General features: G+C 31.2%; 16 protein-coding genes, 1 pseudogene and 1 other annotated feature. All 17 genes and pseudogenes read left to right on the top strand.

Features of this window, described 5'->3' with window-relative positions:
- The first annotated feature begins 43 nt into the window (after positions 1-43).
- A complete protein-coding gene (locus tag NMU03_RS17770; protein WP_353956627.1) occupies positions 44-217 on the top strand; it encodes an HNH endonuclease in 174 nt (57 codons plus the stop codon).
- Between the two features lie 107 nt (positions 218-324).
- Positions 325-645, top strand: a pseudogene (locus NMU03_RS14050) (TraM recognition domain-containing protein); the annotation flags it as partial.
- A 153-nt stretch (positions 646-798) separates the two neighbouring features.
- A complete protein-coding gene (locus NMU03_RS14055) occupies positions 799-1,431 on the top strand; it encodes a recombinase family protein (RefSeq protein ID WP_290139172.1) in 633 nt (210 codons plus the stop codon).
- A gap of 217 nt (positions 1,432-1,648) precedes the next feature.
- Positions 1,649-3,811 carry a hypothetical protein gene (locus tag NMU03_RS14060; protein WP_290139173.1) on the top strand — a complete coding sequence of 721 codons (2,163 nt, stop codon included), beginning with the start codon at positions 1,649-1,651 and terminating at the stop codon, positions 3,809-3,811.
- Between the two features lie 47 nt (positions 3,812-3,858).
- Entirely contained in the window at positions 3,859-4,527 is a 669-nt protein-coding gene (locus tag NMU03_RS14065; protein ID WP_353956704.1) for an immunoglobulin-like domain-containing protein, read from the top strand.
- Between the two features lie 305 nt (positions 4,528-4,832).
- Positions 4,833-5,243 (top strand): PrgI family protein, encoded by a 411-nt coding sequence (locus tag NMU03_RS14070; RefSeq protein WP_290139176.1) that lies wholly within the window; start codon positions 4,833-4,835, stop codon positions 5,241-5,243.
- Entirely contained in the window at positions 5,140-5,544 is a 405-nt protein-coding gene (locus tag NMU03_RS14075; RefSeq protein WP_435372960.1) for a hypothetical protein, read from the top strand. The genes NMU03_RS14070 and NMU03_RS14075 overlap by 104 nt, the downstream gene beginning before the upstream one ends.
- Before the next feature lie 30 nt (positions 5,545-5,574).
- Positions 5,575-5,780 (top strand) — a binding site (T-box leader).
- A 33-nt stretch (positions 5,781-5,813) separates the two neighbouring features.
- Complete coding sequence (locus NMU03_RS14080; RefSeq protein WP_290139178.1) at positions 5,814-6,500, top strand: DMP19 family protein; 687 nt, start codon at positions 5,814-5,816, stop codon at positions 6,498-6,500.
- On the top strand, positions 6,472-9,093 hold the full coding sequence (locus NMU03_RS14085) for a valine--tRNA ligase (protein ID WP_290139181.1): 2,622 nt from the start codon (positions 6,472-6,474) through the stop codon (positions 9,091-9,093). Before NMU03_RS14080 ends, NMU03_RS14085 begins: the two co-directional genes overlap by 29 nt.
- Before the next feature lie 86 nt (positions 9,094-9,179).
- Complete coding sequence (locus NMU03_RS14090; RefSeq protein WP_290139183.1) at positions 9,180-9,362, top strand: hypothetical protein; 183 nt, start codon at positions 9,180-9,182, stop codon at positions 9,360-9,362.
- A 68-nt stretch (positions 9,363-9,430) separates the two neighbouring features.
- A complete protein-coding gene (locus NMU03_RS14095; protein WP_290139184.1) occupies positions 9,431-9,787 on the top strand; it encodes an SPOR domain-containing protein in 357 nt (118 codons plus the stop codon).
- A complete protein-coding gene (gene radC, locus NMU03_RS14100) occupies positions 9,784-10,455 on the top strand; it encodes a RadC family protein (protein ID WP_290139187.1) in 672 nt (223 codons plus the stop codon). The genes NMU03_RS14095 and radC overlap by 4 nt, the downstream gene beginning before the upstream one ends.
- 90 nt (positions 10,456-10,545) lie before the next feature.
- Positions 10,546-11,412 (top strand): rod shape-determining protein MreC, encoded by an 867-nt coding sequence (mreC, locus tag NMU03_RS14105; RefSeq protein ID WP_290139189.1) that lies wholly within the window; start codon positions 10,546-10,548, stop codon positions 11,410-11,412.
- Positions 11,409-11,933: a hypothetical protein gene (locus NMU03_RS14110; RefSeq protein ID WP_290139191.1), complete on the top strand. Its 525-nt coding sequence runs from the start codon at positions 11,409-11,411 to the stop codon at positions 11,931-11,933. The genes mreC and NMU03_RS14110 overlap by 4 nt, the downstream gene beginning before the upstream one ends.
- Positions 11,933-12,136 carry a hypothetical protein gene (locus tag NMU03_RS14115; RefSeq protein ID WP_290139193.1) on the top strand — a complete coding sequence of 68 codons (204 nt, stop codon included), beginning with the start codon at positions 11,933-11,935 and terminating at the stop codon, positions 12,134-12,136. The genes NMU03_RS14110 and NMU03_RS14115 overlap by 1 nt, the downstream gene beginning before the upstream one ends.
- On the top strand, positions 12,112-12,522 hold the full coding sequence (locus NMU03_RS14120; protein ID WP_290139196.1) for a septum site-determining protein MinC: 411 nt from the start codon (positions 12,112-12,114) through the stop codon (positions 12,520-12,522). The genes NMU03_RS14115 and NMU03_RS14120 overlap by 25 nt, the downstream gene beginning before the upstream one ends.
- Entirely contained in the window at positions 12,491-13,294 is an 804-nt protein-coding gene (gene minD, locus NMU03_RS14125) for a septum site-determining protein MinD (protein WP_290139197.1), read from the top strand. Before NMU03_RS14120 ends, minD begins: the two co-directional genes overlap by 32 nt.
- The last annotated feature ends 6 nt before the right edge of the window (positions 13,295-13,300 follow it).

A 13,300-nucleotide genomic window follows, 5' to 3' on the forward strand; every position in this document is an offset into this window, starting at 1 on the left:
GCAGTTCTCAAAATATGCTAAAACCAACACTCTGAAACAGAGAGTGGAACGCCATACCTGTGAACTTTGTAGAAAGGATTGCAGAAATCTAGAAATCCATCAAGTAAAGAAACTAAAGGACTTAAAGGGCAATGCGGAGTGGGTACTCCTTATGCGCAAAAGGAGACGGAAAACTCTTGTGGTATGCCCCGAATGTCATAAACTGATTCATTCTTAATACCGCAAATATAATAAGCGGAAAGCCGTATACATCGAGAGGTGTACGTGTGATTTGGGAGGAAGGGGATGCAAGTCCTGCAAAGGATGAGCTGAACCTTACCTCATGATAGTACTTTGTTTTTAGGTGGTAAAGAAAAAACTACACTTAAAGAATTATCAGAAACACTAGGGAAAGAAACGATTGATTTATATAACACTTCTGAAACAAGATCGAATGCTAATAGCTATGGATTGAATTATCAAAAGACAGGTAAGGACTTGATGAGCCAAGATGAAATCACAGTTATGGATGGAAGCAAATGTATCTTTCAGCTAAGAGGAGTTAGACCGTTTTTATCCGAGAAGTTTGATATGACTAAGCATAAGAATTACAAGCTACTTGAAGATTTTGATAATAAAAATGCTTTTAATATCGAAGATTATATAAGTTGAAAAGCTAAATAAGAATAGTATTGTTACTAGGCTGTAATAAAAGTATGTAATAAAGATTTTTATGCTTTCATAATTTGTCTGTTTGAAGTTTTATAATCCATAAAATTTATAATTTCTTTTATAACTAAACTTTTAGGAGGAATTATAATGAAAAAATATGCTTATATTCGTGTTTCAAGTAAAGATCAAAATATTGCAAGACAAGTAGAGGCAATGGAAGGTATAGGTATTTTAGAACAGAATATGTTCATAGATAAGCAATCTGGTAAAAATTTTTATCGTGAACAATATCAATTATTATTAAAACAATTACAACCAGGTGATGAACTTTATATTAAATCAATTGACCGTTTGGGGCGAGATTATGATGATATACAAGAACAGTGGCGTTATCTCACAAAAAAGATTAACATTGACATTATCGTATTAGATTTTCCGCTTTTAGATACTAGAAATCAAGTAAATGGGATTACAGGGAAATTTATTGCAGATTTAGTTTTACAGATACTCTCTTATGTGGCGCAGATAGAACGAGAAAATACTAAACAGCGACAATCAGAAGGTATACGGATTGCTAAAGAAAAAGGAATCAAATTTGGAAGACCGCCTATACCTATTCCAAAAGAATTTGAAGAAATCTATAAATTATGGAAAGTAAATAAAATTAGTAAACGCAAGGCAGCAAAGATGTTAAATACAAATCATAATACTTTTTCTAATTGGATAAAGAGATATGAAAAAAATGATGAAACTACTAGGCTTTCGTGCAATAAAAAGTAGACATTTTATTCCATTAAAATGAGAAGTTTTTCTAAATGGAATAGCCATAAAACTTCTATTTTTCTTTATATTTTAAGCAGTAAAATACAAAAACATTTCATATTATCTCAATTCTTGATTTTATCACTACTGGTAACAAAAGTCTGCTTTTCTTACCATTTCATGTATCTCTTAACATACATTCGGTTCAAAAGATAGATAGAAGGAGGGAATAAGAATGAGCCTAACAAAGAGAGTGACTACATGGTTTCTTACGTTGGTTATGGCACTGGGATTGGTACCACAGACTGTATTTGCAGAAGAAACAGACGCTTCTTCATTTCAAACTTCTTCGCTTCAATATGAAGTCTTACAAGAAGTAAATGAAGATAAAACAGAAGCAACAATCTCTATAAAATTTACAGAAACAGAAACGATTCAGTTAGAAAAAGAAACATTACCAGATGGCACTGAAAAAGTAGAGGATTTATCGAGCGTTACTTATGTAGTAACTGAAAATGGAAACTATGATTTCAAGGTGAATTATTCGCTAGAAGGAACGCCAAAGGAAGAAACAATTCCTGTTGAGGTATCTAGATTAGAAGAAAAAGGCAATATTGCTTCTAATGAAAATAATGAAGATCCAAAGCAAAAAACAGACAGTAAAAATTCTAATGAAGTAAGTCCTAAAAATGTAAAGCATATACATTTAAATAGTCATGATGGAAATGATCAAAATGATGGACTTACAGAAGAATCGAGTGTTAAAACATTTGCAAAAGCGAAATCGTTAATTCAAGATGGAGATATTATTTTACTTGATAGTTATGTAGAGGTCACTAATGATGAAACATGGACTTTGTCAGAATTTCCAAATTCTAAATTGCAAAGAAACGCAGGTGGAGATATGATAGTAGTCAATCCAAAGGCTACTTTAACTCTGCAAAATATTGTAATAGATGGAACACATTATAGCGATGAATCCGTAGATATTCATTCAATTGTTAAGTTAGGTAAACTAGCAGGAAATGAAGCAGATGGTTCAAATTTAATTTTGCAATCTGGTGCTATCTTGGAAAACAATTGTAACAATAGAGGCATGGGTGGAGCTGTTAGTGGTTTTAGTTATGATACAATCACAATGGAAGACGGAGCTATTATTCGAAATAATGGTACTTTAGATAAGACTGCTCAATTCGGTGGTGCGATACATTTAGAAAATCATGGTACATTTACAATGAATGGTGGATTAATCAAAAATAATCATGCTGTTCGTGGCGGTGGGGTATGTTTAATTGCCTCATCAATGGTTATGAATGATGGAAAGATTATAAACAATTCTGCAAATAGTAAAGATAGTTATGCAGGTCATTATGGTGGTGGAATTTATGTTGCGAATTTCCAAGATTGGCCGGCTGTAGGAGGAGATTACTCTCGTGAAATTGCAGGAAAAGCAAGTTTTACAATGAATGGTGGTACAATCTCAGGAAATGAAGCAACTTATCGTGGTTCTAACAGAGATAAGGGATTAGGTGGTGCTATTGCAACTTATCCGGCTTTTTATGCACAATATGAAAAGGAGCCTGCTATTACTATTACCATTAATAAAGGTGATATTACCCAAAATAAAGCAATCAATGGTGGTGCAATTTCTGCATACTTTGAAGCTACAGATGTAATACTTTCAAATACAAACATTTCTAACAACGAAGCGAAATCTCAAGGTGGAGCTATTTACGGAGTGTTTAATTCAAAAATAAATCTAGAAAATACTGTTATTTCACAAAACAAAGCATCAATAGGTGCAGGAGTATATTTACATTCTTCAGAAATGCAGATGAATTCTGGAGAATTGAAAGAAAATACGGCTACTTCAGCAGGTGGTGGTATCTACATTGATGCTAGTTCTTGGAATAATAAAACTGCAAAATGTACGATACTAGGTGGTACAGTTAGTGGAAATAAAGCTAAGGCAGGTAAAGGTAGTGATGGTATCTATCAAAATAGTAAATTAAATATCGGTGAAAAAGCCTTAATTGATAAAAATAACGATGTATATCTTCCAAGCAATCGTGTAATTGATGTTATAAAACCATTAGAGAATATCACGCAAGAAAATAGTGTTTCTATCACAAGTAAAGATTGCGTTGTAGAAGATGAACAAACAAAAGGAACTCGTTTAGTTAATTATTATGATGAAGCTGGTGGAATAAAAGCTGCTGAAAATGCTGAATATCAACAATTATATATTCCAAGTAATTATATGCAAGAAGGTTTAGTTATTGGTAAGAGCCAAGCAACCGATCAATTAAATTACATGACTTATATACAAAAGGAAAAATATCCTGTTGTTTATGAGTTTATCAATGGAACAGATGAACAAAAACTTCCAAAAAAGTAACTGATTTACTTCCTACAGACGATAAGAAATATCTTGAGGGAGTAACAATCAGTGTAATTCAACCAAATAAAACAGAAGTTATTGTATCAGATGGCGTTTGGTTATTTAAGGGATATGATGCTAACAATAAATTATCAAGTGCAGACAATCTAAACGAAGATGGATATATCCAGTTTACAGGAACATGGGAATTTAAGAAAAACGCAAGTATTATCAATCAAATTCCAGTTATTAACGCAGAAGATAAAACGATATATGTTGGAGATGAATTTGATCCATTAAAGGATGTCACTGCGACAGATAAGGAAGATGGAAATATTACATTGACAATTGAAAATGTCATCAAAAATGAAGTAGACAATACGAAAGTCGGTGTTTATGAAGTCACATATAAAGTGACGGATAGCCAAGGTGCTTCTACAGTTAAAACAATCAAAGTTACAGTAAAAGCCAAAAATGGACCAGTAGTTCCAAGCGAACCTAATAAACCTAATACACCAAATGATTCAAATAAGCCAATTATTGTACCAGACACATCAATAAATGATAAAAATTCTCAAACAGGAGATAGTACAAACATGACACTTTGGTCATTACTATTCATCGCTTCTAGTGTTGGTTTAGTTGGTATATATCGTAAAAAAGAAAAACGGATCAATAAATTTCTCAAAGCTAGGAGGAATGATTTATGGAACGAGATATTTTCGAAGACATGAGAGCTAAAGTTAGTTGTATGTAATATTTCGGATTTATCATCTTCAAAAGACCAAGTGTAAAAAGAACTATTTAATTTATCGTTAGATCAATATTCAGAAAAACAAGTCTTTTGTGAATATGTTTATGGTAAAAATAATTTAGTTTATAAGTCTTTAAAAGATAAAACAAATAAATAAATTATTATATTGGTAGCACATATAACGATGTCAACGATATGATAAACATAGTTTTAAGGGTAGTAATCAAACATGAGAACTGCCCTTTTTTCGTATTCAAAGAGATTGAAGGTAATGGGAGATAGACTATGAACGATGGTTATGTTCCAATTCCCAAAGATTTAAAAAAGGTAAAAACAAAGGTCGCATTTAATCTTACTAGAAGGCAGCTTATAGGATTTACACTTGCAGTATTTGTTGGAATACCAGTGTATTTATTTATGAGAAAGTTTGTGCCTAATGATATCGCTATCTTCTTTCTCATCATTTCAACACTTTCTATCTTCTTTGTAACTTTATTTGAAAAAGATGGACTTACCTTTGAAAAGTATTTTAAATACATCTATTTGCACAAGTTTTATCAGCCACCAACAAGGGTGAGAAAGGAGGTTTGCCTTGAACAGAAAAAGAGAAATGCAAAAGCAGAAGCCAGAAGAAAATCAAAAGATACTAAAGGAAAACAAAAAGCATTTAAAGAAGGAAAAGAAACCAAAGATTAATCATGGCTCACTATTAGATTTAATATTAAAAACAGAGCCTAAAAAATATACAGTTGAAGATACAAGTCCCTATCTTAGAATGTTAAAAAGTGGTGTTTGTCAGCTAGATGAAAAGTACTTTAATAAATGTATCTTATTTCAAGATATTAATTATCAACTTGCAGTAAAAGAAGATAAAGATTTGATTTTCAATCAGTTTGCTAATTTCTTAAATTCATTTGATCCAAGTGTTGATGTAGAGTTTTCATACATTAATCAGCTGGGAAGAAATAGTGTTCATAATTTTATTGCGCAGTTATAATTGACTTTAATAAAGAGGTTTGCTAGAATATAATAGACGTTGATAAGGAGGAGTACATTTTGTATTCTTATAGAGAGTCTCTGGTAGGTGGAAAGGGATAGAAGAAGAAATGGAAGGTAGCCTTGGAGTTTGTTTTCTGAACATGAAAGTAGGTAAACACGTAGAACTGCGTTAAAGTTTTGAGGTATACGGTTAGTATATAAATTAAGGTGGTACCACGAACATTCGTCCTTATGCGAGTGTTCTTTTTTATTGAAGGAGGAGAAAAAATGGCTAATTATATTGTATGGGGATTATTTATTGCAGCATTGCTTTTTTTAGGTTTTTTCTTTATGAAAAGGATTAATGAAGGTAAGGCACAACGTCAAAAAGCAATGTTGGAATATGAAGAAAAGAAAGAAAGATATTCTTATTTAAGACCAGGAGTGTTAGATGTCTGTCCAAGAGAAGATGTGACAGCAGCGGCTTTATTTCATTGTATGAGAAAGGAAAATGATGATTTTGATCATTATTTTGAAAATATGAATGAAAGTGAAAAAACAGTTTATGGAATTTATATGTTGACGACATCTTTAGAAGGACGTAATCCTTCATTGCATAGTTTCTTTTTAAGTCCAGCCACTCAACCATATGTTCCAATAGTTGTTGATATTTTCGAAAGAGTTGGATCACATGAATTGGCAGATTTAATGAAAGCCGCAAAACGTTTTGCTGAAATTATTGAAAACGATGAAGATGATGATGAAGATGATCCGGAAATGGGAGATTATGCACGTTATAATTTTTCTGATTTTACAAATGAATTTATCACACTTGTGAGCACAACAAATCTTAATGAGAAATTAACACAATATGTTTTAGAACACAAAGAAGATTTTTATGATAATGATATTCCTGAACAGGAATCAATTGAGGGAGATGAAGATAATGAAGAAAGAGTTAGCGACGAAATATAACCACAAAACGGTTGAGGAAGGAAAATATCGTACATGGTTAGATCATCATTATTTTGAAGCTGGTGATACTTCTAAAAAACCATATAGTATTGTTATTCCACCACCTAATGTTACTGGAAAACTTCATTTAGGTCACGCTTGGGATACGACTTTACAAGATATGATTATTCGTTATAAAAGAATGCAAGGTTATGATGCTTTATGGTTACCAGGAATGGATCATGCTGGTATCGCAACGCAGGCAAAAGTTGAAGCGCGTTTAAGAGAAGATGGAATCTCTCGTTATGATTTAGGACGTGAAAAATTTCTTGAAAAAGCATGGTCTTGGAAAGAAGAATATGCGTCTATCATTCGCAGTCAATGGGAAAAATTAGGACTTTCGCTTGATTATACAAAAGAGCGTTTTACATTGGATGAAGGATTAAGTGAGGCTGTTAAAACTGTTTTTGTTATACTTTATGAAAAAGGTTATATTTATCAAGGTGAACGTATTATTAACTGGGACCCAGTGCAACGTACAGCATTATCGAATATTGAAGTTATCCATAAAGAAATTGAAGGACATATGTATTATTTTAATTATGAAGTTGTTGAAACTGGCGAAAATTTGATTATCGCAACAACACGTCCTGAAACAATGTTTGCTGATCAGGCTATCTTTGTCCATCCTGATGATGAAAGATATCAACATTTGGTTGGTAAACATGCGATTAATCCGGCTAATGGAGAATCTTTGCCAATTATGGCTGATAGCTACATTGATATGAGTTTTGGGACAGCAGTTATGAAATGTACACCTGCTCATGATCCAAATGACTTTGCCTTAGCTAAAAAATATCATTTAGCAATGCCAAAATGTATGAATGATGATGGAACAATGAATGAAATGGCAGGACCATATCAAGGTATGGATCGTTTTGAATGTCGTGAGGCTTTGGTTAACGATTTTAGACAAAGAGGTGTTGTTGATCATATTGAAAAACATATGCATCAAGTTGGACATTCTGAAAGAAGTAATGCGATTGTTGAACCATATTTATCTAAACAATGGTTTGTAAAAATGAAACCACTAGCAAATGCTGCATTAGAAAATCAAATGAAGGATTCTAAGGTTTCTTTTGTTCCGCCACGTTTTGAAAAAACGTTTAAACAATGGATGGAAAATATTGAAGATTGGTGTATTTCTCGTCAGTTATGGTGGGGTCATCAAATTCCAGCATGGTATCATAAAGAAACCGGAGAAATCTATGTTGGAAAAAATCCACCAGCAGATATTGAAAACTGGAAACAAGATGAAGATGTTCTTGATACATGGTTTTCAAGTGCTTTATGGCCATTTTCAACAATGGGTTGGCCTAACACTGAAAGTGAACTTTATAAGCGTTATTTCCCAACGAATACATTAGTTACTGGATATGATATTATTTTCTTCTGGGTATCACGTATGATTTTCCAATCATTAGAATTTACTGGACAAAGACCTTTCCAGAATGTTCTCATTCATGGTTTGATTCGTGATGAACAAGGAAGAAAAATGTCTAAATCATTAGGAAATGGTGTTGATCCAATGGATGTTATTGAACAATATGGTGCGGACACTTTACGTTTCTTTTTAACAACCAACTCAGCGCCAGGAATGGATTTAAGATATATTCCTGAAAAATTAGATGCATCATGGAATTTTATTAATAAGATTTGGAACAGTGCTCGTTTTGTTTTGATGAATATTGATGATGATATGTCATATCAAGATTTATCATTTGAACACTTAAATTTAGCAGACCAATGGATCTTAAATCGTTTAAATGAAGTCATTACTTCAGTTGATGAAAACATGGACAAATTTGAATTTGTGAATGTTGGAAGTGAATTATATAACTTTATTTGGGATGATTTCTGTTCATGGTACATTGAATTATCTAAGGTTCATTTAAACAGTGAAGATATGAATGAAAAACAGGCAACGCAAAATACTTTGGTTTATGTCTTGAATGCAATTGTCAGATTATTGCATCCATTTATGCCGTTTGTGACAGAAGAAATTTATCAGTCAATTCCACATTTAGAATCATCTATCTGTATTGCAAAATGGCCTACAGTAAATCAAGCGTTTAATAATACAATGATTCAAGATCAATTTGTTTATTTGATTGATATCATTAAAGGAATTAGAAATCTAAGAGCGCAATATGTTATAAAAAATGCGATTGAAATTACGTATTCTATTCAAACACAAGATGGACAGCTTGAAAGTTTATTAGAAAATCTTTCTCCATATATTTATAAACTCTGTCATGCGCGATGCTTTGGCTATAATGTAGAAACATCATCTAATGTTGCGACAGAAATGATTAAGGGTGGAAATGCCTTGATTATTGAATTGGGTGATTATATTGATTTAGAGGCTGAAAAGAAAAAGATGGAAGATGAAATTCAAAAATTAGCAAGTGAAATTAAACGTTGTGAATCTATGCTTTCTAATCCAAACTTCGTTTCAAAGGCACCGGCGCAAAAAGTTGAACAAGAAAGAAAAAAATTAGCGGATTATCAATCAAAATACAATACAATGAAAGAAAAATTAGAACTTATGTAAAGTGAAATTAAAAAAATTTCACTTTTTTTCATTTTTTAAAAGAAAAATGCGAAAAAAATGTATATATAATAAATAGGGGGCTACTGATGAAAGGAAGGGTCAACATGAAAGAATTAACAGTACAACAACAATGTGAAATTCAAGGTGGAGGTTTAATCGCTACGGCATTGCTTTATTTGATTTTAGGAGCAGCTGCTTATAAGATTATCAAATCCAAAAAGGGAAGAATTTCAATACCTAGACTTATCAGTATCGAATGGCGCGATTGATAATATGAAAGGCATTTTGCCTTTCATATTTTTATCTATCAAAGCATAGAATAGAAGGGGTGATGAAAATGAAATTTGAATTGAAGGTTGTTATGATGGCTATCATTTGTTCTTTGGCTTTTATGTTAGTATTTACATATGGATGTTCATTAGGACAAAAGACATTATATGCTTATCAAGTTGGCATTTATAAGGAAGAAAGTAATAAAGAACAAAAATTATCTGAACTTAAAGAAATGGGAATTGAAGGATATACTTATACAAAAAATAATCAATATTATGTTTTATCTATGATTAGTGAGCAAAAAGATGAAGTTGAAAAACACGCTACAAAAGTAAAGGGAATTATGAAAACATATATTGTTCCAAGTGCTACAACCAAAGAAATGCTTTTAGAAACATTGTCAAAAGGGGATGCTCTATGATTAAAACGTTACCATTAGAAGAAAATCCACGTGAAAAAGCATTGACTTATGGCATTGAAACATTAAGTAATATTGAATTATTGGCTTTGATTTTAAGAACGGGTCATAAAAGTGAATCTGTTATTCAACTCTCACAACGATTATTAAAAGAAATAGGAGGTTTTGCTCAATTGACAAATGTTACTTATAGTCAATTAACGGCATTAAAAGGAATTAAACAAGCAAAAGCTATTGAAATTTTAAGTATTATCGAAATTGCAAAAAGACTCAAAGATGTTTCTTCAATAGAGAAACCTCTTTTAAATCCTTATGATATTTTTGAAAGAGTGCATAATCAATTAATGTTTTTAAAACAAGAACATTTTTTATTGTTATGCTTAGATAATAAAAATAAAGTTATAAAAGAAAAAACAATTTTTATAGGTTCTTTAAATATGAGTGTTGTCACACCTAGAGAAGTCTTTAAAGAAGCTATAGCTGTTAATAGTGCTAAAATTATATTGGTACATAATCATCCTAGTGGTGATGCTTTGCCAAGTAAAGAAGATTTATTGTTAACGGAGCAATTCCAAAAGTTAGGGCAAATGATGTCTATTGAAGTGGTGGACCATATTATTGTTGGATGGAATCAGTTTTATAGTATTCAAGCAAAACAAATTTTTTTATGAATAATGATGTGAAAATATAGAGATTTGATAAAACATTTTTTATGAATTGCTTTTTTATATTGAGATATTATAATGTATGAATGATAAGAGGTGATATCTTTGTATAGAAAAGGCAATAAATGGACAAAACAAAAAAGAAGAATCGTTATTATAACAGTGATACTTGTTTTATTTTCTGTATTGACACTTGTAACGAGTCGTTCAGCTTCAAATATAGAAATTATTTTTAAAGATACTATCGCAAATCTTGAATATTATATTATTAAAGCACCTATTCAATATGTGACAGGATTATTTGAAGAATATAATGACTTAAAAGATGTCTATGAAGAAAATGCTAAACTCAAAGAACAATTAGACAATTTAGCACGCGAAAGTGCGATGAATGAAGTTTTAACAAATGAATTAAATGATTTAAAAGAGATTATGGATATTGATCACTTACCAACAGAATATCAAGTGAAATATACAAATGTCATTGCTAGAGATGCCCAAAATTGGAATAATCAGGTTACAATTAATCTTGGTAAACTTTCAGGTGTACAGGAAGGAATGGCTGTTGTGAACGCTCAAGGAATGATTGGTACAGTCACGAATGTGAGTGAAATTTCTTCAACTGTTTCTTTACTATCGAGCGAATCAGCAAAATCACAATTACCGGTGATGATTTTAAGTGGTGAAGAACAATATTATGGCTTATTAAATCATTATGATATTAATACACATAAGTATTCAATTACTTTATTAAGTGATGTTGAAAAAATTGAAAAGGATGCAAAAGTTGTAACAAGCGGGTTAGGTGGTGTAGGAAAAAGTCCTAAAGGTATTTTAATAGGAACTGTGGAAAGCTATACCAGTGGTGATGATGCAACAGAATCAGTCTGTGATGTTACACCAAGCGTTGATTTCAATTCATTAAATGATGTTGCAGTTGTTCAAAGGGTGAATGAACAATGAGAAGACGTGTTCAAGATAGTTATTTAGTTAAATGTTTTTTAATTGTTTTTCTTTGTTTTGTTGTTGATAGTACAATACATTATTTTTTACCATATAATTTTACAAAGACAGGTATAACAATCATTCCTTGTTTAGGATTAATGATGTTTGCTTTACTTGTTAGAACAATTGAAGCTGGAGCAGAACGATATTTTTTTGCAACTTTATGCAGTGTCTATTATTCGATTGTTTATGCTAATTCTTTAGCCATATATATTCTTATTTATTGTTTAATCGCCTTTGTTCGTTCTTATCTTTTTAAATTAGACACACTAAATATCGTTGAATCTATGTTATTTTGTATTTTGACAATATTCGCTCAAGAATCTATTGTATATTGGTTAATGTGGATTACCAATATGACAAGATATCCTATGGTTTCATTTGTTGTGATGCAATTGTTACCGACATTATTGTTTAATGGAATTTTATCAATTGGAATTTATTGGATCTACAATAAAGTTAAAATTGAGGTGGAATAATGAATATTGAGGTCAAAGGAATTAATGGTATACTTGTGATGAAGGTTCAAGAAAATTGTTCTTTTCATCAATTTTTAGAAGATTTAAATCAGCTTTTGGGTCAATCTCTGTTTTTACAGGAGGGATATTATCCAAGAGCTTTTTTGATTTTGGTTGTCGAGTTCTGTCTGATGATGAAATGGAGCAATTTTTATTTTTATTAACAAATAAAGAAAGAATCCTATTTGATGGAATGACACTTCCTCAACAACCCCATCACATTCATATGAGAAAAGAACAATTACATAATGGTGAAGAGATTTTTATTGATCAAGAAACTTTGTTTCTAGGTATTGTCAATCCGGGAAGTTATGTTTATTGTTATCAAAATGTCTATTTTCTCAATACTGTGAAGGGAACAATTATCGCTATGAATGAAGATGTTAAAATTTTCGGACATGATTTTCAAAATGCCCAAATTATAATAAATCAACAGACATTACATGATTTGACAACTTCTGCGCTTACAAGCGTCTATTATAAAGATAACCAGATTATTTTGGCGAAGGAGGAAAAATATGTGTCGAACTATTGTGATTACGTCGGGTAAAGGAGGCGTAGGAAAAAGCAGTATGACGATTAATTTAGGTTATGCTTTAGCAAATACCAATAAAAAAGTTTGTTTAATAGATGCTGATTTTGGATTAAAAAATTTGGATGTCATGCTAGGTTTAGAAAATCGTGTAATTTATGATTTGAAGGATGTGATTTCTAATAAATGTTCTTTACAACAAATACTCGTTAAAGATAAACGTATGCAATCGCTTTATCTTTTACCGGCATGTAAATCATTATCTTTTGAAAACTTGAATTTAGATTATATGATGAATATGGTTGAACAATTAAAAAAAGATTTCGATTATATTTTAATTGATAGTCCAGCGGGAATTGAAAAGGGATTTCAATATGCTAGTGGTTTATCTAAAGAAGCTATTGTTGTTGTGAATTTGGATACAGTTTCATTAAGAGATGGCGATCGTGTGGTGGGATTACTTTTAAAACAAGGTGTGGATCAGCTACATATGTTAGTTAATAAATACAATGAATCAGATGTTTTAAAAGGGCGTTGCCCTTCTTTGAAAGAGGCGTATGATATATTGTCGATTCCCTTAATTGGCATTGTTTATGATGAACATGATATGATTGAAGCCAATAATAAAGGTATGCCTATTTATATGAATAAAAAAGAAAATCTTTATCGTTGTTTTGATCGTATTGTCAAAAGATTAGAAGGACAAGAAGTTCCTTTTCAAAAAAATAAAAGAAAAGCTTTATTTGAACGTTTTTTGGATAATATTTTTATCATTTTATTCATAAGTTAAAATGAG

The sequence above is a fragment of the Allocoprobacillus halotolerans genome, from assembly GCF_024399475.1.
In the GTDB taxonomy this organism is placed as follows: Bacteria; Bacillota_I; Bacilli_A; order Erysipelotrichales; family Coprobacillaceae; genus Allocoprobacillus; species Allocoprobacillus halotolerans.

Coding starts and splice junctions, on each gene's coding strand:
- NMU03_RS14055 (WP_290139172.1), top strand. CDS start 799: ATGAAAAAATATGCTTATATTCGTGTTTCAAGTAAAGATCAAAATATT.
- NMU03_RS14120 (WP_290139196.1), top strand. CDS start 12,112: ATGGAGCAATTTTTATTTTTATTAACAAATAAAGAAAGAATCCTATTT.
- radC (WP_290139187.1), top strand. CDS start 9,784: ATGATTAAAACGTTACCATTAGAAGAAAATCCACGTGAAAAAGCATTG.
- NMU03_RS14085 (WP_290139181.1), top strand. CDS start 6,472: ATGAAGAAAGAGTTAGCGACGAAATATAACCACAAAACGGTTGAGGAA.
- minD (WP_290139197.1), top strand. CDS start 12,491: ATGTGTCGAACTATTGTGATTACGTCGGGTAAAGGAGGCGTAGGAAAA.
- NMU03_RS14080 (WP_290139178.1), top strand. CDS start 5,814: ATGGCTAATTATATTGTATGGGGATTATTTATTGCAGCATTGCTTTTT.
- NMU03_RS14110 (WP_290139191.1), top strand. CDS start 11,409: ATGAGAAGACGTGTTCAAGATAGTTATTTAGTTAAATGTTTTTTAATT.
- NMU03_RS14095 (WP_290139184.1), top strand. CDS start 9,431: ATGAAATTTGAATTGAAGGTTGTTATGATGGCTATCATTTGTTCTTTG.
- NMU03_RS14060 (WP_290139173.1), top strand. CDS start 1,649: ATGAGCCTAACAAAGAGAGTGACTACATGGTTTCTTACGTTGGTTATG.
- NMU03_RS14090 (WP_290139183.1), top strand. CDS start 9,180: ATGAAAGGAAGGGTCAACATGAAAGAATTAACAGTACAACAACAATGT.
- NMU03_RS14115 (WP_290139193.1), top strand. CDS start 11,933: ATGAATATTGAGGTCAAAGGAATTAATGGTATACTTGTGATGAAGGTT.
- NMU03_RS14070 (WP_290139176.1), top strand. CDS start 4,833: ATGAACGATGGTTATGTTCCAATTCCCAAAGATTTAAAAAAGGTAAAA.